This is a genomic window from Rhodococcus marinonascens NBRC 14363 (assembly GCF_001894885.1).
Taxonomy (GTDB): Bacteria; Actinomycetota; Actinomycetes; order Mycobacteriales; family Mycobacteriaceae; genus Rhodococcus_F; species Rhodococcus_F marinonascens.
Genome location: NZ_BCXB01000013.1, coordinates 30,067 through 53,127, shown reverse-complemented (window position 1 = coordinate 53,127; position 23,061 = coordinate 30,067). Strand labels below are relative to the sequence as shown.

Here is a 23,061-nt window from a genome sequence, read left to right as displayed (position 1 = left end):
TCTCTGAGAAGCCGTCGAGGTGCCGGCGGACCCGGCCGCGGCCGATGCGCACCCACGGCGGGCGCAGGTGATGGCAAACAAGGGAGGCCGCGAGCACGAGAACACCCGAGCAGCTTCTAGCGAAGCCCGCGCAAGCGACAAATCGCTGCTTACACGACTTGAGCTCGCACATCAGCGCATCCGGACGCTCAGCGACGAGAGCGGAGCGCTCCGCGAACAACTCGCGCGGACCCTTGGCGAGCTACGCACCGCGCGCCTGGGAGTAGTTGTCAGCAGCGATTCCCATACACAGGTGCAGTAGCAGTGCTGCCGCTCAACTGGGGGTCTGAGGAACAAAGCCTCCGGGGAAGCGGGGGAATCTCATTCCGCTGCGACGGCTTTGAAGCCGACCGTCTCGGCGATGTGGCTCGCAGCCCACTGCGATCCGGCGAGTTCGAGGCCGCGGTTGAGAGTGAACAGGCCCAGTGCGATGACCACGAGGCCGATCGCCAGCGCCACCCGGCCGCTCCATACGTTCGCGGCCTTGCAGGCCGCGTAGCCGAGGACCGCGAACAGCGGGCTGGTCCCAATGACGAACACGGCCATGATCGCGGCGCCGTCGAACGCGGACCCTGATGTCAAGGCGAGCACCGCGACGGAAAGGGTGACCCCGCAGGGAAGGAGTATGGTCGTGAATCCGAGCATCGCCGACGCCATGGCCTCCTGCGAACGGGCGCGGCCCCGGACGATCTTCAGCCACGATGCCGGTGGCTTGATCACGATGCGCCGGAAGCCTGGCACGCCGATCTGTGCAAGGCCGAACACGATGATCAGTAACCCTGCGCCGATCTGCAGCCAGGCGCGCCCGCCTGAGGAGAGCTGCACGACCGAACCCAACGCGCCGAGAAGGGCGCCCAGGATGGTGTACGAGAGGAGCTTGCCGGCGAGGAAGCCGCCGACCGGCGCCAGGTCGTCGCCGAGCGTGCCGAGCACCGTCCGGGTCCGGGTCTGGAGTTGCCCGCCGGTGTCGGATGTGGGCGAGTCGGCGTTCTGGGTTCGTTGCCGGGTGATCAGCCCGGTCAGCAGGCCTCCCTGTCCTGCGGCAAAGGTGATGCCGCCGGCGATCAGGCCGGTGATCAGGACTGCGGTGAGATTCACGAAATTACCTCTCGAAGTTTCGGGGCCACGGCACAGGGTTGTGCGGCGACCAGAGTGGGGGCGGCGCAACACGGCACCAGCAACAGGCCGCCACCCACCGCGGCCGACACCACGCCCATTCCCGGGCGGTTTCCGTTGTCGTTCATGACGCGCCGTCGGCGGGGATGCGGGGGCAGCAGCCCAGGGCGGAGGCATTGTCCGCGGCCAGCGACCGCGCCAGCATCACCAGATCCGCGACCCGGGGGTCACCGACGGAGTACCGCAGCTTGCGGCCCTCGCGGCGGGCGATGACATAACCGCAGTCGGACAGGCACGACAGGTGGACAGAGACCCGCGGCTGCGAGATCCCGGCGTGCTCGACACACTCGGCGGAGGTGCGCTCACCACCCAGGATGAACTCCAACAGTTTCAACCGGGTGGGGTCGGACAGGGCGCGGAAGAACCGGGCCGTGGTGTCTGAATGTGTGCACGCGACCGTGTCGGCGGCTGGTGCCGTGGGGATCGGGGTTCGGAGCATCGGGGTGGGCCTCCACAATTTGAAATATTCGCTTAGCCGCATAGTATCGTGGCATGGTGATATTCGGCAAGGCGAATAATATCGAGTGGGGTTCCGGAGTGTCCGGGTCCCGATTTATCGAGGAGGCGGCGTGATGGCCCACACACGATCCGACTACGACCTGGCGGTCATCGGCTCCGGCGGCGGTGCATTCGCCGCCGCGATCGCGGCCCGCCGCAAGGGAAAGTCCGTGGTGATGGTGGAGCGCGGCACGGTCGGCGGTACGTGTGTGAACACCGGCTGCGTGCCGTCGAAGGCTTTGCTGGCCGCCGCCGAGGCCCGCCGCGGCGCCACCGACGGCCCCCGTTTCCCGGGCATTCACACCGAGGCCGGCCCGGTCGACTTCCCCGCCCTGATCGGCGGCAAGGACACCCTGGTGCAGTCCATGCGGGCCGACAAGTACGTGGACCTGGCCGCGGACTACGGCTGGGACATCATCACCGGCACCGCCCGCTTCACCGGCGACGACGCCCCGGCACTACACGTGGACCTCGCCGACGGCGGCACCGACCGCATCGAGGCCGCCCACTACCTGATCGCCACCGGCTCCAGCCCGTGGGCCCCGCCCATCGAGGGACTGCACGAGACCGGCTATCTGACCTCCACCACCGCGATGGACCTGGACCACCAGCCCACCACCATGCTGGTGATCGGCGGCGGCTACGTCGCACTGGAGCAGGCCCAGCTGTTCGCCCGCCTGGGCACCGAGGTCACCATGGCGGTCCGCTCCCGGCTCGCTTCCCATGAGGAGCCGGAGGTCAGCGCCGCGATCGAGGACATCTTCACCGACGAGGGCATCACCGTCCACACCCACACCCGGATCGTCGCGGTCGCCCGCGACGGTGACCGCATGCGCGCCACCGTCCGCGGCGCCGACGGCGGCGAGCGTGACGTGCACACCGACCAACTACTGGTGGCCACCGGGCGCCGCCCCGTCACCGAGGCCCTGGACCTGGCTTCGGTCGGCGTCAAGACCGGCGAGCACGGGCAGGTGGTGGTCGATGAGTACCTGCGCACCACCAACCCGCGGATCTGGGCCGCCGGGGACGTCACCGGAGACCCCCAGTACGTCTACGTCGCCGCCGCCCACGGAACCCTGATCGCCGACAACGCCTTCGACAACGCCGAACGCAGCATCGACAACCGGCACCTGCCCAAGGTCACCTTCACCAGCCCCGCCATCGCATCGGTGGGAATGACCGACGCCCAGGCCGCCGAAGCCGGTCTGCCGTGTGACTGCCGGGTCCTGCCCCTGGCCTATGTGCCCCGCGCCGTGGCCAACCGTGACACCCGCGGCCTGGTCAAACTCGTTGCCCACGCCGACACCGGGCAACTACTCGGCGCCCACCTGATCGCCGAGGGGGCCGGGGAGATCATCACCGCCGCCACATACGCCCTCACCGCCGGCATGACCATCGACCAGATCGCCCACACCTGGCACCCCTACCTGACGATGAGCGAAGCCCTCAAACTCGCCGCCCAAACCTTCACCCGCGACGTGACCACACTGTCCTGCTGCGCCGGCTGACCCATCCCCAACGACCCGGAAGGACCCCCATTCATGGATACCCAGGCCCAGCAGCTCACCGCCAGTCTCACCGCCGCGTTCAACGGCGGCGGTGCCAGCTCCCGACCCTGGCTGTGGCAGCCCCTGCTACAGGTCCTCGCCCAGGGACGGCCGGTGACCGTCGAGCAGATCGCGCAGGCCACCGGCCGCACCGCGGACAAGGTTCGGGAGGCACTCACCGACAGCCCCGACACCGAATACGACGAGCACGGCAGCATCGTCGGCAGCGGCCTCACCCAGAACCCGACCCCGCACCGCTACGAGACCGGCGGACACACCCTCTACACCTGGTGCGCGATGGACACCCTGATCTTCCCCACCGTCCTCGCCGCCACCGCCCACGTGAATTCCCCGTGTCACGCCACCGGCACCCCTGTACGCCTCACTGTGGAACCGGACCGGGTCACCAGCGTGGAACCGGCCACCGCCGTCGTGTCGATCGTCACCCCGAACACCTGTGCGTCCATCCGTGCCGCCTTCTGCAACCAGGTCCACTTCTTTGCCGACCCCGAATCCGCGACCGACTGGCTCGACCAGCACCCAGGAGCCACCGTGATGCCCGTCGCCGACGCCTACGACCTCGGCCGACCCCTCACCCAAGCCCTCCTCGCTGGCGCCGGGCATCAATCGTGACACTGGGATTAACGATGACACGGTGAGACCATGACGAACCCATCCAATTTCAGTGAAACGAAGCACTTATTTGGGTCCGAAACGGGATCGCATTCGCGCAACCCGACTAGTTCGTCAATCACACTGTCCGACACACATACCTCCAGTTCATTGCGCATGCGCGCCCTCCTGGCTGGAGATAAGTTTCGGGATGGGTATATGTGGAATGCGATGTTCGACAAGGACCGGTTCACCGTCCGTCCCGGCCCCAGGTCGCAAGTGATGACCCCTCGAGGAACGTGGCCGTCATCCTCCACCGCCGGGCCGGGCAGTCGAACATCGCCCGGGCCGGGCAGTCGAACATCGCCCGGGCCGGGCAGTCGAACATCGCCCGGGCCGGGCAGTCGAACATCGCCCGGGCCGGGCAGTCGACTCGCGGCCGACCTGGTGCTGAGACGTGAAAGTGCAGTCGACGGCCCTGGAAGTCAACAACTCTCGCATTCGACAACCACTGCACCCTTCCCGCCAAGCGCTGCACCGCGTGTCGAACCAAGATCAGATCAACCGTTGTTCAAGCTGTCCCCAAACCAGTTGACAGTGTCTCCGGTCACGAGTAAGCATGAATGAATCCTGGGATGGTTCAGTACTCCTGAGGAACAGAGGTACCACTGTGACTGATCCGATTAACGATGAGATATTGCAGACTTGGACAGGGCGCGGTCGGCTAGTTGGACATGCACATTCTCGCTGTGGCCCGAGCAACCAATGCCATTGGTTCGATCAATGCGCGGGTCCACACAGCGGTCAAAGCCCCCAGCCCGTTCCCAGCGAGACTGACCTGTGGGAGAAGACCCTCAACGCCTTCTGGACCACCTTCAACGGATGTCTGTCCGTACACCGAAAGTAGAACCAACACGTTCAGTTTCACCGGAATATTGGCGAATCGAAGGGATCCCGGACAATGTTCAATATAGGCCGTTTGTCGGCTTCTGTGCTTATGATCGGGGCTCCACTGTTGTTTGCGGGATTGCCTGCTTCGGCCGCCACCGATCCCAATATGGCTGATTCTGTGGTGAGTTTCGACACCAGTTGTCACGCATTCGCTAATGGACATGGAAAACTTGGAGCTAACCTTTTTATCCCCGACCCAGTTAACAGACAAGTCGATGACATTTTTGGTGCCAACAATAAAGTTAGTGTTGACGTTAGGTACCCCAAAACGGTGCTTCCCGGAGATACTTTCACCTATTCCATCGGCTTGAGAACTCTCGACATTCATACCGAGTTTGACCCCCATAGTGATGAACATCCGATAACCAATGCCCAGCGGATCAAGGTCGACATAGCTATCCCAGAGGGGACGGAATTCGTTTCGGCCGCAGTGGGGAAAAACCTGCAGGGGGATACGACCCCTACAGGAAGCAGTCAGCCAACATCTATTATACGAATCGACGACCAGGGAAACGAGGACCCGGAGGGGAAGTTTCTGCGGATGGCCGTCGACAATAAGACAGAGCGAAGGACGGTAAACGGCGTCCAGTCGTTTAATGGACCCAATGCCAATGGTAACGCGGCCGGGGGTTTCACCGCTGGTAAAACGAATGTCGGTACCGACCCCCAGATTGTGTTCCCCAGCTTCCAGGTGACCGTGAAAGCCGCCAATGCTCCCGGAACAACAATCCCATTGAAGCTTCGCGCCGGCTCCCCCGCGAACGAGTACAAAAATCCGAGAAATTTTCTCACATTCCTGTCACAGAACGACGACGCAGGTAACTTTTTGGAGCCAGACACCCATGGGTTTGTCAGCATCCGTTGTGCACCCCGCGACACACCGACGTCGGCTGTAAACGCCGGGGCGGAGGCGCTGGCATCAGTCTCAACCCTGATTTCACCAGGAACCGTGTCTAGTTGCGAAGGAAAAAGTGGTGTCGAGTTAGACCAGTGCACTATCGACCAAGAAGTCGTCAATGAGGAATATGGGGGATCAGTGGTGGGGTCGAAACCTGCTAAATCGTTTTCGGACGGAGTCTACAAGGTTCAGACAGATATAGTGAATGGTGTTTACACACACTCTGAAGGGGACGGCGTCTGGAGTGTCGCGGCGCGGGCCGATGATGGGTCGTTATTCGTCAGGCAACATGGTTCCTGTACAGACTTTGGTGGAAAGATGACAATATTTTCCACTGACGTCGCAGTAGGTACATTTGGCTGTGGCCTATCGACGTTCCAGAGTGGTACTGAATAATCGGGTCTTCGTGATGAAGCGTAGTAGTGATCGATCACACTGACCTCGGCATATTAGTCGAATCCGGCGCGATTCTCCCGCCGGCCGGTGCGACCGAAAATACCGACCATATTCTTCATCAACGAACCCGTTGATGAACCGCAGAGAAACTGCACTGGGCGGTGCGAGCCGTGGAAGCAACGGAGTCGATCAGGAGCATGGTGGACACGTCACGTGGGGTGAAGAATCCGAGGCACGCCCGATGTCGATGCCCTTGGGCAGGAACTCACAGATCAACCCGTTGACGCTTCTTTGTCAAGCGGCGGGTTGGTGTCGTGTGATGTGGTGCCGCCAGGACACCTGGCCCGTGGTCATTGCACGGTGAATGACATCGACGAGATGGCGCTGAAGGATGCGCTGCGGGCGCCCTCGTCGGGTTCGTGCCGAGCCAGTAGTTTTTGCGCGGCGGGATGCCATCTCTTCTGCGCGATAGCTGCTGTATAGAGCACGCTGTTGAGGCAGCGATGTTTCCTCCGTGAAGACGGCGGCGTTCCTTGTCGGATGAGTAGACGAGTGTCGGACCGCAGCCGGAGTAGCGGGCAAGTTCGGCCGAGCTGGAAAAGCGTGTGATGTAGCCGATCTCGGCGATTGGCACTGCTTCGGAAACCTCTCCGTCGAAAAAGAATCCGGCGCGACTCACAATCCGCGCTGAGAACTACTTGCCATGGTGGCGCAGCACGTGACTGGTTCAGGTCCCGGAGCACACCACCTCGGCGACGTGCAGTGGTGGCAGGATGCAGCCATGACAACAACGACAAGCGAGAGGATCGAGGTCCGGCGGGCGATCGCCGCAGACCCGGCGAAGATCTTCGGCGTGCTCTGCGACCCCGAAGGACATGTGTCGATCGACAGTTCCGGAATGCTGATGTCCGCCGAGGGTGACCCCGTCACGGCGGCGGGCGACACCTTCGTCGTGCACATGGACCGCGACGCGCTGAACGACGTCGACCTCGGTCTCTACGACGTGACCGTGACGATCGAGACGTTCGTGCCCGATCGGGAGATCTCGTGGAAGATCCTCGGCCGGATCCGCCCGCAGATCGGGCACGTCTACGGCTACAGACTCGAGCCGATCGACGAGGGGACGGCGGTGACGTCCTTCTATGACTGGTCGGCGATCGACCCTGTGTGGCGTGAGGCCGGAATCTTCCCGGTCATCTCGGAGACGGCACTGCGCGCCACACTCGGCATCCTCGCGCGCACCGTCGCCCCTGGACTTCCCCGTCCGCAAATCGACTCCTCGAATTGAAACACGTTCTAGTATAGATCCGTGAACTTCGTCCTCGTCGACCATCCGCGGCCGGGCATCGCCCTGGTGACGCTCAACCGTCCCGAACGCATGAATGCAATGGCGTTCGACGTGATGATTCCGTTCCGAGAAGCGCTGGACGAGATCAGCAACGACAATTCGGTGCGCGCGGTGGTCGTGACCGGCGCCGGCCGCGGTTTCTGCTCCGGCGCCGATCAGCGGTCCGCGGGCACCCTCCCGCACATCGAGGGCCTGACTCCCCCGACCGTCGCGCTACGAGCGATGGAGATGCTGGACAACGTCGTCCTTGGATTGCGTCGAATGCATCAACCGGTGATCAGTGCCGTCAACGGCGCTGCCATCGGAGGCGGGTTGTGCCTCGCACTCGCCTCCGATATCCGGATCGCCTCGGAGGACGCCTACTTCCGGGCGGCAGGAATCAACAACGGCCTCACCTCGAGCGAATTGGGCCTGAGCTACCTGTTGCCGCGCGCGATCGGTTCGTCCCGGGCGTTCGAAATCATGCTGTCCGGGCGGGACGTGCATGCAAACGAAGCCGAGCGGATCGGGCTCGTGTCGCGTTGCGTCCCCGGCGAGGATCTCCTCGACGAATGCCTCGACCTTGCCGAGCGCATGTCCCGGTTCTCCAGACCCGGGCTCGAATTGACCAAGCGCACGCTGTGGTCAGGACTCGATGCAGCCTCCCTCGAATCGCACATCAATCAGGAGGGACTCGGACAGTTGCTGGTGCGACTGCTCACCGACAACTTCGAGGAGGCCACCGCCGCGCGGAAGGATAAGCGCGAACCGCAGTTCCGGGACACTCGCTAGGCACCTGGCGTGACTGGGTCTCGCGTCGCATCCGTCATCGCCGTGGCCGCGGCGGTGACCGGCGCTCTTGTGCTGACCGCGCCGCAGATCCGCGAGTCCGGACCTCCTTTGGTCACGGTGGACCCGCCCGCCACCCAGCCTGCCGAGATACCCCTCGTCCTCACATCGGAGGAGGTCGAGGCCAGGGTGATACCGGCGATCGTCACCCTCGTCGCGGATTCAGGGCTCATCGAAACCGCGGGAACGGGAATCGTGCTCACACCCGACGGCATAGTCCTTACCAACCATCACGTGATCGACGGCGCACTCGACATCACCGCCGTGAGCCTCGGCAACGGAGCGAGGTACGTGGTGGATGTCCTCGGCTACGACAGTTCTCGCGATATCGCCGTACTCCAACTCCAGGGCGCGCGCGGTCTCGTACCCGTGACGCTCGCCGAGGATTCGACCGCCCGGATCGGTGATCCCGTGACCGCGGTGGGCAACGCGGAAGGGGACGGACTGCCGGTGACGGCCCGCGGTGTCGTGACCGACATCGAGCAGGCGATCACCACCCGCAGTTCCACCGATGGTTCCCTGAATCGGCTGGACGGAATGATCGAGGTGGACGTCCCGGTTCGCCCGGGCCACTCCGGTGGCCCGCTAGTCGATGCCGCCGCCACCGTGATCGGTGTCAACACGGCTGGCAATGCCGACTCGGACCCGTCGGAACCTGCGCCCTCCCAGCCGAGGTCGTATGCGGTACCGATCGTCACCGCCATGACGATCGTCGATCAGATTCGTGCCGGAAAGACATCCGCCACCGTGCACATCGGCGACACTCCGCTGCTCGGTATCAGCGTCAGGGACCAAGACCGGGGCGCTGAGGTGCTGTGGGTCAGCCTCGACACCCCGGCGGACGATGTGGGAATCGAAATCGGTGATGTCATAACCGATTTCGCTGGAATTCCCGTCCGATCGTCGGCCGATCTCGACGAACTCATGATTGCGCGACATCCCGGAGATACCGTGGAGGTGCGCTGGTTCGACGAAGGTGGACAGCAACACACGACGATGATCACCCTCGAGGAAAGCCCGCCACGATAGGACGTCAGGCGGTTTTACCCCGGACGATCCCGTGGCCCGGTTGAACGTGCGTCTCGACGAACCGCGCGATACGGCGAAGCACCACACGGCTTTCAGGCAGTCCCGGCCAAAATACCGGGAAGGCATGAACCTGCCCCTCCCAGATCTGCAGGGTCGTCGGAACACCCGCGGCGCTCAGACGGTCAGCCATCAACTCCGAATCCCATCGCAACACCTCGCCTTCCGCGGCGAACAGCAATGAGGGCGGCAGCGCTTCGAGGTTGCCGTTCACCGGGGAAAGTGCGTGGTCCAGTACGCCGTTCACTTCACCACCGAGCCTTCCAATGGCGGCGATCGCATCCACTTGGGCGAACACGTCGCGGGTGGCGTTGGCGTGCTCGAACTTGTCGGCGCAGTCCAGATCGAGCAGAGGTGAAAGTCCCACAAGGCCGGCGGGCAGATCGACGCCCTCCGCACTCGCCGTCAATGCCGTCGCGAACACCAGGAATCCGCCCGCGGAATCACCGACGAACACGGTCCCGTCCGCGCGGGCCCCGTTTTCGAGCAGCCACTTGTACGCCGTCAGGCAGTCTTCCACCGAACCACTGATGTTGGTGTCGGGAAGTTGCCGGTATCGCACATGCATCACCGGCAGCCCCGTCAACTTGGCGATGGTGGCCACCACTGGTCGATGAGTATTCAGTCCACAAGATACGAATCCGCCGCCGTGGATGTAGAGGACGACGCCGTTACTCAGATCAGGCGAAACATTTGCCGCACGCACGATCTCGGCGTCGAATCCGGGCAATCGCACTCGCTGCCTGCTAACGCCAGAAGCCGGACGAAACACGGCCGCTTTATCCAGCAACGCAGCGCCGCGGATCGCCGAATCATTGATCGGGGCAATCTTGGCGACGGGCCTGACAAACCATCTGAATGCACTGTAGAGGATCTGGGATTCGACGCTCGGCCCCGCGAGCCTGGCTCCCGAACGATACTGAATATTGGGTTTGCCACTCGGCTGCTCGGACGGCTTGCGGTGGTTCGGCACAGATTTCATGCCCGCTCCCTACTCGCCTGTACCGATTGTCGTTGATCGGTACGTCCCCTCCACGCTAGGTATCGAAGGGGCGTCTGCGTCGGCTATCAGGGGGCGTGTCCCAAGTCGTTATCAAGAATGGACCAATTGTTATTGTCCGAGATCGAGGTCGTCGAGTTCCTCCACCACGGTCACTGTGCGCTTGCGTCCGCCGATGATTCTGGCGAGGCCGCGGCGTTTGCGGCGATTCGCGTTGTCTGGCGGCTGGATGCGCTGGGGCGGAACGCGGGGTCGCTCCACCTGAACGGGAGACGACGGTGGCAACACGACAGCAACCTGTTCGTCCGCGGACACCGACTGCTCCGTCGGCGCGCCGAGCGGATCCGGGACCGGCGCGGCGGGCAAGACAGGTGTTCCGCTGGCCGGTTCGACGAGCTGATCACGGCGTGGGTGTTCCGCTTCCGCAAACTTTTTTTCGGCCAGACTCACGTCGGCGAGGTCGACCGCCCATCGCACGCGGCGCTCGAGGCCTCGGTCGTGTAATTCTGCCCAGATCTCGTCGTGCCACATCGAAGTCTCGCCGCTACCGAAGGCCCGGGAGTTCGCGCTGACCCACACCACCTCGTCGGCCGGATTTCGGTCGGCCAGATTCAGGACCGTGAGCCAGTTCACCGTGTCCGGATAGCCGTCGTGCCGCTTCCTGTCCAGGTATGGCCGACGGCACCGCACGGCGCGAAGGGCGATCTCCACGTGCGAGGAATCCACCGGTTCCACGATGTCTATGCCCAGCCCCTCTAGTTCACCAGCCACCTCCTCGGCGTAACCCTTAGCCTTCGCCCTGGCGGCATCCACGAACTGGGTGAGGTTTTCTCGTAGCCCCAGCCTGTCGTACATCCTCGACCGGACCGTGAGTGCCTCGATCATGGCGGCCGACTCCTGCTCGCAGCGGTGAATCAACTCGAGCAGAACGAGACGCGGAACCACCACGCGTGCACCCTGGCCGATTGCCGTGCGCACGAAAGCCTCGAAGCGCGGATTCCACGCCACCGCCGAGGTATCGAGAACTATCAGCATCGTCTGATTCTGCCCTTCGCGGACCGCATTCGCACCAAGGTGAGTCACCTGCTCCACCTCTCTTGCACAGTCGCTATGGAGAGGAGAGTAGGCCCGGTACCGGAAAAGGGCGATTCGCGTCTACCGGATCTTGAAGATCACCGCGCGCTGCACGACGAAGTTGATGACGGTGGCCGTGCCCTGGGCGATCACGAACGCGAGCGGCAGACGCCACCACTCGTCGGGGAATACCCCGTACAGCACCCCGTTGAGGCCCACCTGCACGGCGAACGTGACCGCGTAGAGAAGTACGACAGCGATGAAGCGAGCTCGGCTCGCCTCGGCCTTGAATGTCCAGCGGCGGTTGATCAGGTACGCGGTGGTGGTGCCCGCGATGAAACTGATCGACTTCGCGACGGACAGCGGGAGTCCAGCCACCTCAAACAACAGGAAGTACAGACCGAGGTCCACGACGGCCGACAACCCGCCGGTCAGGATGAACCTGACGACCTGCGTCTTCAGGTCCAGCGCGTCGTCCGCGATGTTCTGGGTGACAGGGATCTCGACGGGGAGCGGAACGTGTGGCTCGTGGTCGCGGCTCGGCTGGGTTTCTGACACGACGACGAGACTAACCATCGAAGACCCGTCGACGCCGCACCGGAGCGTCACAGCCCCTGCCGACATAATGACCGGCAGGTAACCTCTACCTCGATGTCCACGACACCAGAAGAGACGCCGACCCCGGCGCTACCCACACAGACCCGCACCCTCACCGGCTGGGGACGGACCGCTCCCACCACGGCGCAGGTCCTGTCCACTCCCGACGTCGAAGTGATCGCGAAGGCGGTCGCCCAGGTCGCGGAGCAGAACGAGTCGAAGCCCACACACTTGCAGCGGGGGGTGATCGCCCGAGGCCTCGGCCGCTCCTACGGCGACCCGGCGCAGAACGCCGGTGGCCTGGTCATCGACATGAATGCGCTGAACGGGATCCACCGTATCGACCGCGACACACAACTAGTGGTGGCCGACGCCGGCGTCAATCTGGACCGGCTGATGAAGGCGGCGCTGCCGTTCGGCCTGTGGGTTCCGGTACTACCAGGCACCCGCCAGGTCACCATCGGCGGCGCGATTGCCTCCGACATCCACGGCAAGAACCATCACAGCGCCGGCAGTTTCGGCAGCCACGTCGTGTCATTGGATCTGCTCACCGCCGATGGCAGGGTTCGCACGCTGACCCCGAAGGGCGGTCGCGCCGACGCCAAGGGCGCCCTGTTCTGGGCGACGATCGGCGGCATGGGCCTGACGGGCATCATCCTCCAGGCCACCATCAAGATGACGCCCACCGAGACGGCGTACTTCATCGCCGACGGCGACGTCACCCAGACGCTCGACGAGACCATCGCACTGCACAGCGACGGCAGCGAGGCCAACTACGAGTACTCGAGCGCCTGGTTCGACGCCATCGCCGCACCGCCGAAACTGGGTCGCGCCGCGATCTCCCGTGGATCGCTGGCGAAACTGGATCAACTGCCGCCCAAGCTGCAGAAGAACCCCCTCGCGTTCGACGCGCCGCAGTTGCTGACCTTTCCGGACGTCTTCCCGAACGGACTGGCGAACAAGTTCAACTTCTCGATGATCGGCGAGTTGTGGTTCCGGAAGTCCGGCACCTACCGCGACAAGGTTCAAAACTTGACGCAGTTCTACCATCCGCTCGACATGTTCGGTGAGTGGAACCGCGCCTACGGATCCAACGGATTCCTGCAGTACCAGTTCGTGGTGCCGACCACCGCGGTCGAGGAGTTCAAGGCCATCATCCGCGACATTCAGGCGTCGGGGCACCACTCGTTCCTCAATGTCTTCAAGCTGTTCGGTGAGGGCAACAAAGCCCCGCTGAGCTTCCCGATCCCTGGCTGGAACATCTGCGTCGACTTCCGCATCAAGCCCGGCCTGAACGAGTTCGTCACCGAACTCGACAAGCGCGTGCTGAAGTTCGGCGGCCGTCTTTATATGGCCAAGGACTCGCGGACCACCGCCGAGACCTTCCACGCCATGTACCCGCGGATCGACGAGTGGACCGCCACTCGCCGCAAGTACGACCCCACCAATGTCTTCGCCTCCGATATGTCCAGAAGGTTGGAACTGTAAGTGATCAACGCTGTCGGCAACCCCCAAACCCTCCTGCTCCTCGGTGGCACGTCTGAGATCGGTCTCGCCATCTGCGAGGAATACCTGAAGAAGGCGCCGATGCGGGTGATTCTCGCGACGCTGCCCGGCGACCCCGGTCGCGACGCCGCCGTGGCCCAACTGCAGGCCGCCGGCGCCAACGCCGTCGACGTGATCGACTTCGACGCCATCGACACCGAAACCCACCCCAAGGTGATCGACGAAGCCTGGGCCAAGGCGAAGGGTCACTCCGCAGGCTCCGCTCCCGCGGGCGACGTCGACGTTGCCATCGTCGCGTTCGGCCTGCTCGGCGACGCCGAGGAATTGTGGCAGAACCAGCGCAAGGCTGTTCAGATCGCCCAGGTCAACTACACCGCCGCCGTTTCCGTCGGCGTGCTGGTGGGCGAGAAGATGAAGGCGCAGGGCTACGGACAGATCATCGCCATGTCGTCCGCCGCCGGCGAGCGTGTGCGCCGCTCCAACTTCGTGTACGGCTCGACCAAGGCCGGACTCGACGGGTTTTATCTCGGCCTCGGTGAGGCCCTCCGCGAATTCGGTCCGCGCGTGCTCGTCATCCGTCCCGGTCAAGTCCGCACTCGGACCACGATCGAGCACTGGAAGTCCGCGGGCGTCAAGGAAGCCCCGCTCACTGTGAACAAGGAAGACGTGGCCAAGCTCGCCGTCACTTCGGCGGAGAAGGGCAAGGATCTCGTCTGGGCTCCCGGCGCCTTCCGGTACGTGATGATGATCCTGCGGCACATCCCACGTCCGATATTCAAGAAGCTGCCCATCTAAGCTTCGCCCTTGTGACGGTTGAAGCAGAGACGACGGAAGCAGACGTAGCACCCGCCCGAAAGTCCCTCTCGACAGCTGTCGAGATGTTGCTAGGGGCCATTGTGGCCTCAGTGGTCGCCACAGTCGGACTGTTCGCCTTCGCGCGTGTGCAGTGGCCGGCATTCAACTCGTCCAACGTGCTGCAAGCCGTCACCACGGTCGGCCAGGTCGTGACCCTCGCGGGTATCGCCTCGTCCGTGTTGCTCGTGCGCCTGCACCGGGCAGGCCGGTTCGCGACGCTACTGTCGTGGGCGAGCCTGTCCGGGTTCGTGACCGTCACGCTCGGCCTTCCGCTCGCCGCAACCAAGCTGTACCTGCACGGAATCTCCGTCGACCAGGAGTTCCGCACCGAGTACCTCACACGGCTGACCGACTCGGCCGCGCTGCGCGACATGACGTACGCGGACCTGCCGCCGTACTACCCGGCCGGCTGGTTCTGGGTGGGCGGGCGCGTCGCAAACCTGCTCGGTATGGACGGCTGGGAAGCGTTCAAGCCGTATGCCATCGGGTCTCTCGCCGTGGCCGCCGTGGTGGCGCTGGTGCTGTGGAGCAACTTGATCCGCCACGACTTGGCCATCGTAGTATCGCTCGCGAGCGCGGCCCTCGTTCTGGCCCACGGTTCCCCAGAACCGTATAGCGCCGTCATTGCGCTGCTGATCGGTCCCGCCCTCGTCCTCGCTTGGGGTGGCTTGCACCGAATCGACGGTCGAGGTGGCTGGGGCGCAGTTATCGGCACTGGACTGTTCCTCGGTCTCGCCGCCACTTTCTACTCGCTGTATCTCGGCGTCGCTGCCTTCGCAATAACACTGCTCGCGCTACTGGCTGTCACCCTGCGGATACGGGCGCAGAAGTCATGGAAGGCGGCGATCGATCCGCTGGTGCGGTTGATCGTGATTGCCGCCGTGTCGGGGGTGCTCGCTCTTACCGTCTGGCTGCCATATCTGCTGAAGGTGGTGCAGGGTTCGCCGGCGACCTCCGGAACGGCGCTGCACTATCTTCCCGAGGCCGGCGCGCAACTTCCCCTGCCCATGATCGAGTTCTCGCTCACTGGCGCTCTGTGCCTGCTCGGCACCCTCTGGCTGGTTGCCCGTGCGTCTTCGTCGCGGCGTGCGCAGGCGCTCGGGGTCGGTGTGGTCGCCATCTACCTGTGGTCACTGATGTCAATGACCTTCACGGTGCTCGGCAGCACACTGCTCTCGTTCCGACTCGAGCCCGTCCTGATCGTCCTGCTCGGTACGGCCGGCGTTTTCGGATTCATCGAATTCGCCGGATGGCTCGTGCTGGCGACCAGCGACAGTCCACGTGTCAAGGGTGCCGTCCTTGTGATCGGCGTGCTCGCCGGGCTGTCTTTCGTCCAGAACATCCCGCAATTTCTCAGCTCGGACATCGCCGTCGCCTACACGGACACGGACGGGGATGGCAATCGCGCAGACCAACGTCCGCCCGGCGCGGCGGCGTACTACGCCGAACTGGACGAAATCATTTCGGCGCAGATTCCCCGCGATCGCGATGACACGGTGGTTCTGACCGCCGACACGAGTTTTCTGAGCTATTACCCCTACCTAGGGTTCCAGGCTCTGACGTCTCACTACTCGAATCCCTTGGCAAATTTTGCCAAACGCGCGCAGGTCATTGCGGACTGGAGCGAACTGGAGACTTCTGACCAAATGGTGGCCGCGCTGGACGCATCTCCTTGGCGCGCCCCCGACACGTTCGTCTTCCGCCAAGGTCCAGACGGGTACACGCTGCGACTTGCCGAGGACGTCTACCCCAACGACCCCAACGTTCGCCGCTACACCGTCACCTTCTCCAAGGACTTGTTCGACGACCCACGATTCACGGTGTCGGAGACCGGACCGTTCGTGGTCGTCTCGAGAAGCTGAGTGGGGATTCACGTTTAACGTGAACTTCACGAGGGAACTCCGCACTCACTCCGAGTGGCGGGCATTTCCGTTCTTCGGACAAAATGCCGGGTCGTCGCGAGGAGCGGTCATGCCAGATGCAGTGGAGCCTGAACGTTCCGCCGGCGGTGCCGAAGACTATCTTCTCGGCACCGCCGGCGGCGGGGTGGTCGTGCTGGCAGGGCTCGCTTTGACGATAGGAGCGATCGTCGGTGTGCACGTCGGGCACTGGGCTGTCATGGCGATTGCCTCGCTCGGGGTCGCGCTGTGGATCGTGAGCGGCATCGTTGTCCGTGTCAGTCGGCACAGGTCGCGAAATATCAGTCCAGCAGCCTCATCCAGGCAAGCCGCCGAGCGTGCAGCGTAGGTCGTTGCCACTCCCAGGCGCGCTTCACCCGCGTCGGCACCACCTGGGGGCAACTACACGCAGAGAAGAGAACGTGGAGCGGCATGAAAGAACACCCCGTGGGTGACCGAGTCACCCTCGAGGTGTTCACGCATATTTCTCAGCGAGTCAACTTCTCAGCGACTCCGGGGCGTGTCCGCCACAACGAGATCGCTGGAGTTTACCTCCGAACGAATCATGACCTCCGAACGAATCATGACCCGCACGAGACTCAGCCGGCTAGTTGAGCTGCTGCGGCATGCCGTAGGTCATTGCGGTGTTTCCGCCAGCAGTGGTCACCATCGCGTACGGACGGATCGTGACCGGGCCGACCGCGCCGGAGACCGAACCGTGCATTCCGTTCATCCGCACCAATGCCGCCGGTCCGTCGAAGGGCTGCCTGTCCAGGACGGGGACAGTGGTGATTCCACCAGGCTCCAGTTCAATGGCAATTTCCTGCGACGGAATGATCGCGCCTCCGAGCGCGCCGTTGGTTCCCGACTCCAGGATTAGAGCCTGGTTCGGGAAGACTTCCGTAATGATGGCGTTGTTTGCCCCGAGCTCCCAATCAAGGCTGGGGGTGCTGAGCACCACCAAGGCACCGCCCAGGGCGACAGGGTAACCGATCTGATAGCCGAAGCTGAGCTCGCTGGCCTCGAACTCATTCGCATTGGGGCCGGTGATTTCGAATCCCGCGTATCCGTCATGGAAGAACTCGACACTGAGCGGCGAACTGTCAAGCGGCATAACGCCCTGGATGTTGGTATCGCCCATCACGACCCTGATGTGGTTTCCATTCACGTCCTGGACGGAGTTTTCATTGTCGACGGCCGCTGGCGCCGTGCCATTGCCCATGACCACACCGAGCGCAGTGATGCCTGCAACTGCAATTGCCCGTGTGAACCGAAGGCGAGATTTGTTCATGTTTGTCATGCGGACCTCATTCAGGATGTGCGTCGAGTTACGAAATCCATGCTGAGCGTACACATAGGCAGCCGAGTGCGACACCCGGATTTGATCAGATATTCACAAATCGTCCAACCGCTTAGCACAGAGAATAACCCGATCTCAATGCGGGCAGGATCGATATCGACAAAGAACGCGCGACTGCCACACGTGATCTGCTCCCGCGCCAACATCGGCGGGGTCACCACACCGGCACCCGACACAAGCCCGCATGTGCGCACCGGGCCCGACGCGGCAACCTTTCGGCAAACTCCGGTATTCTCAGTCCACCGGAATCGACCCGAGACCCGGAGGCGCTGCTGCGTGACTGAGTTTCTCACCGAGGTCGAGACGACTACGCCGAAAGCGAGCGCAACCAGCGCCGCCATTCGCCGCCTCCGCTCCCGATTCCCGCCGCACCCGGGCGATGTTGCGGCGGTGGCCTTCTATGTGGGCTTGGCGGGATTCGTACTGAGCCACCAGTGGAAACACCTCGGGACGGGATACCTGGTCCGCAGCGGCCAGGATCAGACGATGTGGGAGTGGTTCTTCGCCGTCGCCGCACGGTCCCTGATTCATCTCGAAAACCCACTGTCTAGCGACCTCCAGAACTACCCGCTCGGCGTCAACCTGATGAGCAACACGGCAATGTTCGGCATCAGCATTCCGCTGGCGCCGGTCACACTACTGTTCGGTCCCAACGTAACGTTTACTCTTGCACTCACACTTGGCTTGTCGGGCACCGCGGCTGCCTGGTACTGGGTATTTTCCCGACACGTCGTGTCATCGCGGCTCGCAGCCGCGGTCGGTGGGGGCCTGTGCGGTTTCGGCCCCGCACTGATCTCCCACACCAACGGTCACCCCAATTTCGTCGCGCTGTTCCTGCTGCCGTTCATCGCACTGACCGTGGTCCGACTGGGCAGCGGGTTGCGACCGGCTCGAGACGGCATCGCTGCGGGCCTGCTGATCGCCTATCAGATCTTCCTCGGCGAAGAACCCCTGCTGATCTACGCGTTTGCATACGCGGTCTTCGGGATTGCATTCGCGGCGTCACGTCCACGCGCAGCCGCGGCGGCGGTAAAGCGCGGCATCAGGGGTTTCGCGATCGCGGGCGGCGTTGCGCTGGTCATCACCGCACTCCCACTGTGGTGGCAGTTCTTCGGGCCCGACAGCTACAGCGCAATCGAACACGGCTCGGTCGGCAACGACGCCGCGGCGTTTGCCAGTTTTCCCACATCCTCACTGGCCGGGAAGCCTGGATCCGCCGAGTTCAGTATGAACGCAACCGAGGAAAACGCATATTTCGGTTGGCCATTGCTGACCCTTCTCGGTTTGTCCGCCCTGTGGTTGTGGCGCCTGCCATTGGCGCGGGCCGCCTCGGTGACGGTCGTCGCGATGGGTGTGCTGTCGCTCGGCACGTCGCTCACCATTGGTGGCTGGGATACCGGAATCCCTTTACCGTGGACGCTGATCTCACACCTTCCGCTCCTCGAGTCGGTACTCGAATCGCGTTTCGCGATGGGATGCCTGCCGGCCGCCGCCCTGCTACTCGCGCTGGGCACGGAGCGGGCTCTGACCTCCGCGAGCGGGGGTCGGCGCACCACCACTGCGGTGTGGGCCGGATGCCTTGTGGTGGCTCTGCTTCCGCTGGCTCCCACCCCACTCGCCGTCGTGCACCGAGCCGCCGCGCCGGCCTTCTTCGCCGACGGCACGTGGAAGGAGTACGTCACCGATGGTTCGGTAGTGACGGTTCCGCTGCCCTCACCGGAGAACGCGCGAATGCTGCGCTGGCAGACCGAGCAGGATCTGGCATTCCCCATCGCAGGTGGATACTTCGTCGGCCCGGCCGGCAGCGAGGCGCGCGGCAAGTACGGGCCGGACGATCGCCCCACAGCGCTACTACTCGCGTCCGCGCAAAGGTCCGGACAGGTTCCGGACATCGACGATGCGACCAAAGCCCGGGCGTTCACAGATCTGAAATTCTGGAACGCCGACGTCCTGGTGCTTCCACACACCCATAATGATCAAGTCCTACGCGAGACAGTAGGTCGACTCATCGGATCGCCCGCAAAAGCCGTCGACGGCGTATGGATATGGGACGTGCGGGCGCTGACGTAGGGGCAACTCGGACCTCTCGCCTAACATCGTCGTGTGCCGTCCGATGCAGCAGAAAAGCTTGAACCTTCACCGTCACGGTCGCCGCTGCCTGACATTCGGAGTATCCGCACATCCCGGATCGTCGCGATCGTCACCGGCCTGCTCGGGTTCCTACTCGCCCTGGCCACCCCGTTCCTGCCGGTGAAGCAGGATGCGGCCTCGATCGACTGGCCGCAAAACGGCGTCCTGAACAGTGTCGAGGCCCCACTCGTCTCGTATACGCCGCTGGACATGCAGGTGAGCGTCCCATGCTCGGCTTTCACTCAACTCGGACCAGACGGCGGCACCGTCCTCTCGACGCTCCCGAACCGGGCGCCCGACTTCGAGAAGAACGGTCTCGTCATCAAAGCTGGCGATGACGGCACGGTCGATGTCTTGATCCGCGGGACCTCCTTGATCTCCGCGAGTCTGGCCGACCTCCAGGGCTGCGCGACCCTCACCGTCACGTCCGACTACCAGCGCACGTCCGCTGAGATCACCGGTACCGCGGAACCGGTCACCGGCGGCGTCGACGGCGACTGGCGCCCCCAGATGGTCGGACTCTTCACCGACCTACAGGGCACGGCCGGCGACAATCTGAACGTCCACATTGACCTCGACTCCCGCTTCTCGTCCAGCCCGACCACGCTCAAACTGCTGGCAATGATCGTGTGTGTCCTGGCGACGCTGACCTCGCTTTACGCCCTGCACCGCATCGACAGCATCGACGGGCGGCGTGCCCGCCGCTTCCTGCCCGCCCGTTGGTGGAAGTTCACCGTAGTCGATGTCGTCGTGATCGGCATGCTGCTGTTGTGGCACGTGATCGGCGCCAACACCTCCGACGACGGCTACCTCCTCGGCATGGCGCGCGCCTCGGAGTTTTCCGGCTACATGGCCAACTATTTCCGCTGGTTCGGCGTCCCCGAGGCGCCATTTGGTTGGTCGTACGAACTTCTCGCGATCCTGGCGAAGGTGAGCACCGCGAGCATGTGGATGCGGTTGCCGACGCTGCTCGCCGCGCTCCTCTGCTGGATGGTGATCAGTCGAGAGGTCATTCCGCGACTCGGCGTCGGCGTGCGCCGCAACAGAACGGCACTCTGGACCGGTGGCTTGGTCTTCCTTTCCCTCTGGTTGCCCTATAACAACGGCCTGCGGCCTGAACCTGTCATCGCGCTCGGCGCCCTTCTCACCTGGTGTTCAATCGAGCGCGCCATCGCTACCCGACGACTGCTCCCCGCCGCCGTCGCCGTGCTCATCGCTGCGTTCTCCCTCGCTGCGGGGCCGTCGGGTCTCATCTGTATCGCTGCCCTGCTCGCGGGTGGCCGCCCGATCCTGCAGATCATGATCGCGCGCGGCCGTCGGGTGGGATTCGCTTCCCAGATCATGCCGATCCTCGCCGCGGGAACGGTCGTGCTGGTGGTTGTCTTCGCGGATCAGACACTCGCGACGGTGCTCGAATCAACCCGTGTCCGTACCGCGATCGGACCCGACGTGGCGTGGTTCGACGAGCGACTGCGCTGGGACTCGCTCCTGAGCATCTCCCCTGCCGGTTCGCTAGCCCGCCGATTCGGCGTATTCGTGATGCTGCTGTGCGCGGTCGTCTGCGTCATGTTGATCCTGCGCAAGGGGAAAGTTCCGGGCACCGCCATCGGGCCGTCCCGCCGCATTCTCGGCATCGTCTTCGCGTCACTACTGCTGATGATGTTCACCCCTACCAAGTGGACGCACCACTTCGGTGTGTACGCCGGATTGGCAGGCTCCGTTGCCGTTCTCGCCGCAGTCGGCGTTGGGGCCACGAGCATCCGGTCCAAACGCAACCGGACCCTGTTCGCCGCAGGCGTCCTGTTCATCCTCGCGCTGGCGTTCACCGGTTCCAACGGCTGGTGGTATGTCTCGAGTTACGGCGTCCCGTGGTTCGACAAGCCGCCGATGATCGCCGGGAAGGGTTTTTCCACACTCTTCTTGGGGCTGACGGTGCTGGCGGTGCTCTTCGCAGCCTGGTTCCACGTCAACGAACCGTTCGAGAGGGAACAGAAAAAACAGCACAACGGCAAGCACGCCCGGGTCCTCGCGGCGTCGCCGCTGACGATTGCGGCGGGTGCCATCGTTCTTTTCGAGGTGCTGTCCCTACTGAAAGGGGCAGCGGCGCAGTACCCCGCCTACTCCATCGCCAAGGCCGACATCGAGTCGGTGAGCGGGGGCACGTGTGCCCTCGCCGACGAGGTCCTGTTGGAAACCGACCCCACCGCGGCGCTACTCCAGCCGATTACCCCGGTAACCGACCCGAGCGGGGAGGGGGCGTTCGGCGCCACGGACGCGGAGGGCTTCACCGCCAACGGCGTACCCACCGACCTCACCGCCGACGCCGAGGAGATTGCGGCCGGCGGCGCCAACACTGTCGATACCGGCACCGACCAGACCGCCACCAGTTCGGGCACCGGTGGTGGCACCGAAGCCACTGCCGGCGTCAACGGCAGCACCGTGGCCTTGCCGTTCGGCCTCGACCCCTCCCGTACCCCAGTGCTGGGCAGCTACCAGACCGGCCGGGAACAGTATCCCGCCTCCCTCATCACGGGCTGGTACGGACTGCCCGAGCGCAGCGATGACGCGCCGATCCTCACCATCTCGGCCGCCGGACGTATTCACTCGGTCGACGTGGACGGCGTCGTCACCCCCGGACAGATCTTGAAGGTCGAGTACGGCGTCTCCCGCCCCGACCGATCCGTCACCTCGCTCGGCTCCATCGACCCGATCGACATCGGCCCCTCGCCGTCGTGGCGCAACCTGCGGGTTCCGCTCGATCAGATTCCGGCCGAGGCAAACACCGTACGACTCATCGCGGACGACCCGGACACCGACCCCAACCAGTGGCTGGCCGTCACACCGCCTCGGGTGCCGAAGATGCAGACACTGCAGACGGTCGTCGGCTCCGCCGACCCGGTGCTTGTGGACTGGGCTGTCGGGCTCGCGTTCCCCTGCCAACGACCCTTCGACCATCGCTACGGCATCGCCGAGGTCCCGCGTTGGCGCATTCTGCCCGACCGAGTGGGCGCAGAAATCACGAATGCCTGGCAAGACGAGTTCGGCGGCGGGCCGCTGGGCTGGACCGACCAACTGCTGTCGGCAAGCACCCTCGCCACCTATCTGTCGAACGACTGGGACCGCGATTGGGGCTCCCTCGAGCGGTACACCCCACTCGACGAGTCAGCGACGATGGCACGGGTCGACACCGAACAGGTGACCAGGTGGGGTACTTGGTCGCCCGGACCGGTGCGCTACCAGTAAGAGATCTCTACCTTCTCGC

General features: G+C 63.9%; 22 protein-coding genes. 14 read left to right on the top strand and 8 right to left on the bottom strand.

The window, feature by feature from the left end; translation table 11 throughout:
* Positions 1-19: 19 nt before the first annotated feature.
* On the top strand, positions 20-301 hold the full coding sequence (locus tag RM2_RS11345) for a hypothetical protein (protein ID WP_072689149.1): 282 nt from the start codon (positions 20-22) through the stop codon (positions 299-301).
* Between the two features lie 59 nt (positions 302-360).
* On the opposite strand, the gene RM2_RS11340 is transcribed toward RM2_RS11345, so the two are convergent.
* From RM2_RS11340 to RM2_RS11335, 3 genes are read right to left on the bottom strand one after another with little or no spacing between them, the layout of a single operon-like run.
* Positions 361-1,137 carry a sulfite exporter TauE/SafE family protein gene (locus RM2_RS11340; protein WP_072689147.1) on the bottom strand — a complete coding sequence of 259 codons (777 nt, stop codon included), beginning with the start codon at positions 1,135-1,137 and terminating at the stop codon, positions 361-363.
* Positions 1,134-1,283, bottom strand: a complete 150-nt coding sequence (locus RM2_RS24485) for a hypothetical protein (protein ID WP_169846714.1) — start codon at positions 1,281-1,283, stop codon at positions 1,134-1,136. The genes RM2_RS11340 and RM2_RS24485 overlap by 4 nt, the downstream gene beginning before the upstream one ends.
* Positions 1,280-1,654 carry an ArsR/SmtB family transcription factor gene (locus RM2_RS11335; protein ID WP_072689145.1) on the bottom strand — a complete coding sequence of 125 codons (375 nt, stop codon included), beginning with the start codon at positions 1,652-1,654 and terminating at the stop codon, positions 1,280-1,282. The genes RM2_RS24485 and RM2_RS11335 overlap by 4 nt, the downstream gene beginning before the upstream one ends.
* Before the next feature lie 133 nt (positions 1,655-1,787).
* Between RM2_RS11335 and merA the strand changes: the two genes are divergently transcribed.
* From merA to RM2_RS23890, 4 genes are all read left to right on the top strand, one after another.
* On the top strand, positions 1,788-3,221 hold the full coding sequence (merA, locus tag RM2_RS11330; RefSeq protein WP_072689143.1) for a mercury(II) reductase: 1,434 nt from the start codon (positions 1,788-1,790) through the stop codon (positions 3,219-3,221).
* 33 nt (positions 3,222-3,254) lie between these two features.
* Positions 3,255-3,893: an organomercurial lyase MerB gene (merB, locus tag RM2_RS11325; RefSeq protein WP_072689141.1), complete on the top strand. Its 639-nt coding sequence runs from the start codon at positions 3,255-3,257 to the stop codon at positions 3,891-3,893.
* Positions 3,894-4,171: 278 nt separating this feature from the next.
* Complete coding sequence (locus tag RM2_RS24480; RefSeq protein WP_169846713.1) at positions 4,172-4,333, top strand: hypothetical protein; 162 nt, start codon at positions 4,172-4,174, stop codon at positions 4,331-4,333.
* Positions 4,334-4,929: 596 nt separating this feature from the next.
* Positions 4,930-6,117: a hypothetical protein gene (locus RM2_RS23890; RefSeq protein ID WP_139277735.1), complete on the top strand. Its 1,188-nt coding sequence runs from the start codon at positions 4,930-4,932 to the stop codon at positions 6,115-6,117.
* Between the two features lie 350 nt (positions 6,118-6,467).
* Here RM2_RS23890 and RM2_RS24900 read toward each other — a convergent pair whose 3' ends face one another.
* Positions 6,468-6,605 carry a hypothetical protein gene (locus RM2_RS24900; RefSeq protein WP_218017221.1) on the bottom strand — a complete coding sequence of 46 codons (138 nt, stop codon included), beginning with the start codon at positions 6,603-6,605 and terminating at the stop codon, positions 6,468-6,470.
* A 293-nt stretch (positions 6,606-6,898) separates the two neighbouring features.
* Between RM2_RS24900 and RM2_RS11320 the strand changes: the two genes are divergently transcribed.
* The 3 genes from RM2_RS11320 to RM2_RS11310 are packed head-to-tail and all read left to right on the top strand — an operon-like array spanning position 6,899 to position 9,322.
* On the top strand, positions 6,899-7,405 hold the full coding sequence (locus RM2_RS11320) for an SRPBCC family protein (RefSeq protein ID WP_072689417.1): 507 nt from the start codon (positions 6,899-6,901) through the stop codon (positions 7,403-7,405).
* Between the two features lie 21 nt (positions 7,406-7,426).
* A complete protein-coding gene (locus RM2_RS11315) occupies positions 7,427-8,236 on the top strand; it encodes an enoyl-CoA hydratase (RefSeq protein ID WP_072689140.1) in 810 nt (269 codons plus the stop codon).
* A gap of 9 nt (positions 8,237-8,245) precedes the next feature.
* Positions 8,246-9,322 carry a S1C family serine protease gene (locus tag RM2_RS11310; protein ID WP_072689138.1) on the top strand — a complete coding sequence of 359 codons (1,077 nt, stop codon included), beginning with the start codon at positions 8,246-8,248 and terminating at the stop codon, positions 9,320-9,322.
* A 4-nt stretch (positions 9,323-9,326) separates the two neighbouring features.
* Here the strand turns inward: RM2_RS11310 and RM2_RS11305 are convergent, their stop codons facing one another.
* The 3 genes from RM2_RS11305 to RM2_RS11295 all read right to left on the bottom strand — a co-directional run bounded on the left by RM2_RS11305 (position 9,327) and on the right by RM2_RS11295 (position 12,029).
* A complete protein-coding gene (locus tag RM2_RS11305; protein ID WP_072689136.1) occupies positions 9,327-10,361 on the bottom strand; it encodes an alpha/beta hydrolase in 1,035 nt (344 codons plus the stop codon).
* A gap of 129 nt (positions 10,362-10,490) precedes the next feature.
* Entirely contained in the window at positions 10,491-11,462 is a 972-nt protein-coding gene (locus RM2_RS11300; RefSeq protein ID WP_307718087.1) for a PIN domain-containing protein, read from the bottom strand.
* Between the two features lie 72 nt (positions 11,463-11,534).
* The gene (locus RM2_RS11295; protein WP_084721756.1) at positions 11,535-12,029 is read right to left on the bottom strand and encodes a GtrA family protein; all 495 of its coding nucleotides are present in this window, start codon (positions 12,027-12,029) and stop codon (positions 11,535-11,537) included.
* A 75-nt stretch (positions 12,030-12,104) separates the two neighbouring features.
* Between RM2_RS11295 and dprE1 the strand changes: the two genes are divergently transcribed.
* From dprE1 to RM2_RS11275, 4 genes are all read left to right on the top strand, one after another.
* Positions 12,105-13,538, top strand: coding sequence for a decaprenylphosphoryl-beta-D-ribose oxidase (dprE1, locus tag RM2_RS11290; RefSeq protein WP_072689134.1), 1,434 nt, complete (start codon positions 12,105-12,107; stop codon positions 13,536-13,538).
* A complete protein-coding gene (gene dprE2 / locus RM2_RS11285; RefSeq protein ID WP_072689132.1) occupies positions 13,539-14,351 on the top strand; it encodes a decaprenylphospho-beta-D-erythro-pentofuranosid-2-ulose 2-reductase in 813 nt (270 codons plus the stop codon).
* 83 nt (positions 14,352-14,434) lie between these two features.
* Positions 14,435-16,273 (top strand): galactan 5-O-arabinofuranosyltransferase, encoded by a 1,839-nt coding sequence (locus RM2_RS11280; protein WP_072689409.1) that lies wholly within the window; start codon positions 14,435-14,437, stop codon positions 16,271-16,273.
* Between the two features lie 109 nt (positions 16,274-16,382).
* Positions 16,383-16,658, top strand: coding sequence for a hypothetical protein (locus RM2_RS11275; protein ID WP_072689406.1), 276 nt, complete (start codon positions 16,383-16,385; stop codon positions 16,656-16,658).
* A gap of 258 nt (positions 16,659-16,916) precedes the next feature.
* Here RM2_RS11275 and RM2_RS11270 read toward each other — a convergent pair whose 3' ends face one another.
* Entirely contained in the window at positions 16,917-17,609 is a 693-nt protein-coding gene (locus RM2_RS11270; RefSeq protein ID WP_072689403.1) for an MspA family porin, read from the bottom strand.
* A gap of 336 nt (positions 17,610-17,945) precedes the next feature.
* Here RM2_RS11270 and RM2_RS11265 point away from each other — a divergent pair, with 336 nt between their 5' ends.
* Both RM2_RS11265 and RM2_RS11260 read left to right on the top strand, forming a co-directional pair.
* Complete coding sequence (locus tag RM2_RS11265) at positions 17,946-19,739, top strand: glycosyltransferase family protein (protein WP_072689131.1); 1,794 nt, start codon at positions 17,946-17,948, stop codon at positions 19,737-19,739.
* A gap of 33 nt (positions 19,740-19,772) precedes the next feature.
* Positions 19,773-23,042 (top strand): arabinosyltransferase domain-containing protein, encoded by a 3,270-nt coding sequence (locus tag RM2_RS11260; protein WP_084721742.1) that lies wholly within the window; start codon positions 19,773-19,775, stop codon positions 23,040-23,042.
* Positions 23,043-23,061 lie beyond the last annotated feature (19 nt).

Coding starts and splice junctions, on each gene's coding strand:
- RM2_RS11275 (WP_072689406.1), top strand. CDS start 16,383: ATGCCAGATGCAGTGGAGCCTGAACGTTCCGCCGGCGGTGCCGAAGAC.
- dprE1 (WP_072689134.1), top strand. CDS start 12,105: ATGTCCACGACACCAGAAGAGACGCCGACCCCGGCGCTACCCACACAG.
- RM2_RS11320 (WP_072689417.1), top strand. CDS start 6,899: ATGACAACAACGACAAGCGAGAGGATCGAGGTCCGGCGGGCGATCGCC.
- merB (WP_072689141.1), top strand. CDS start 3,255: ATGGATACCCAGGCCCAGCAGCTCACCGCCAGTCTCACCGCCGCGTTC.
- RM2_RS11305 (WP_072689136.1), bottom strand. CDS start 10,361: ATGAAATCTGTGCCGAACCACCGCAAGCCGTCCGAGCAGCCGAGTGGC.
- RM2_RS24485 (WP_169846714.1), bottom strand. CDS start 1,283: ATGAACGACAACGGAAACCGCCCGGGAATGGGCGTGGTGTCGGCCGCG.
- RM2_RS11280 (WP_072689409.1), top strand. CDS start 14,435: ATGTTGCTAGGGGCCATTGTGGCCTCAGTGGTCGCCACAGTCGGACTG.
- RM2_RS11335 (WP_072689145.1), bottom strand. CDS start 1,654: ATGCTCCGAACCCCGATCCCCACGGCACCAGCCGCCGACACGGTCGCG.
- RM2_RS23890 (WP_139277735.1), top strand. CDS start 4,930: ATGGCTGATTCTGTGGTGAGTTTCGACACCAGTTGTCACGCATTCGCT.
- RM2_RS11295 (WP_084721756.1), bottom strand. CDS start 12,029: ATGGTTAGTCTCGTCGTCGTGTCAGAAACCCAGCCGAGCCGCGACCAC.
- RM2_RS11270 (WP_072689403.1), bottom strand. CDS start 17,609: ATGACAAACATGAACAAATCTCGCCTTCGGTTCACACGGGCAATTGCA.
- merA (WP_072689143.1), top strand. CDS start 1,788: ATGGCCCACACACGATCCGACTACGACCTGGCGGTCATCGGCTCCGGC.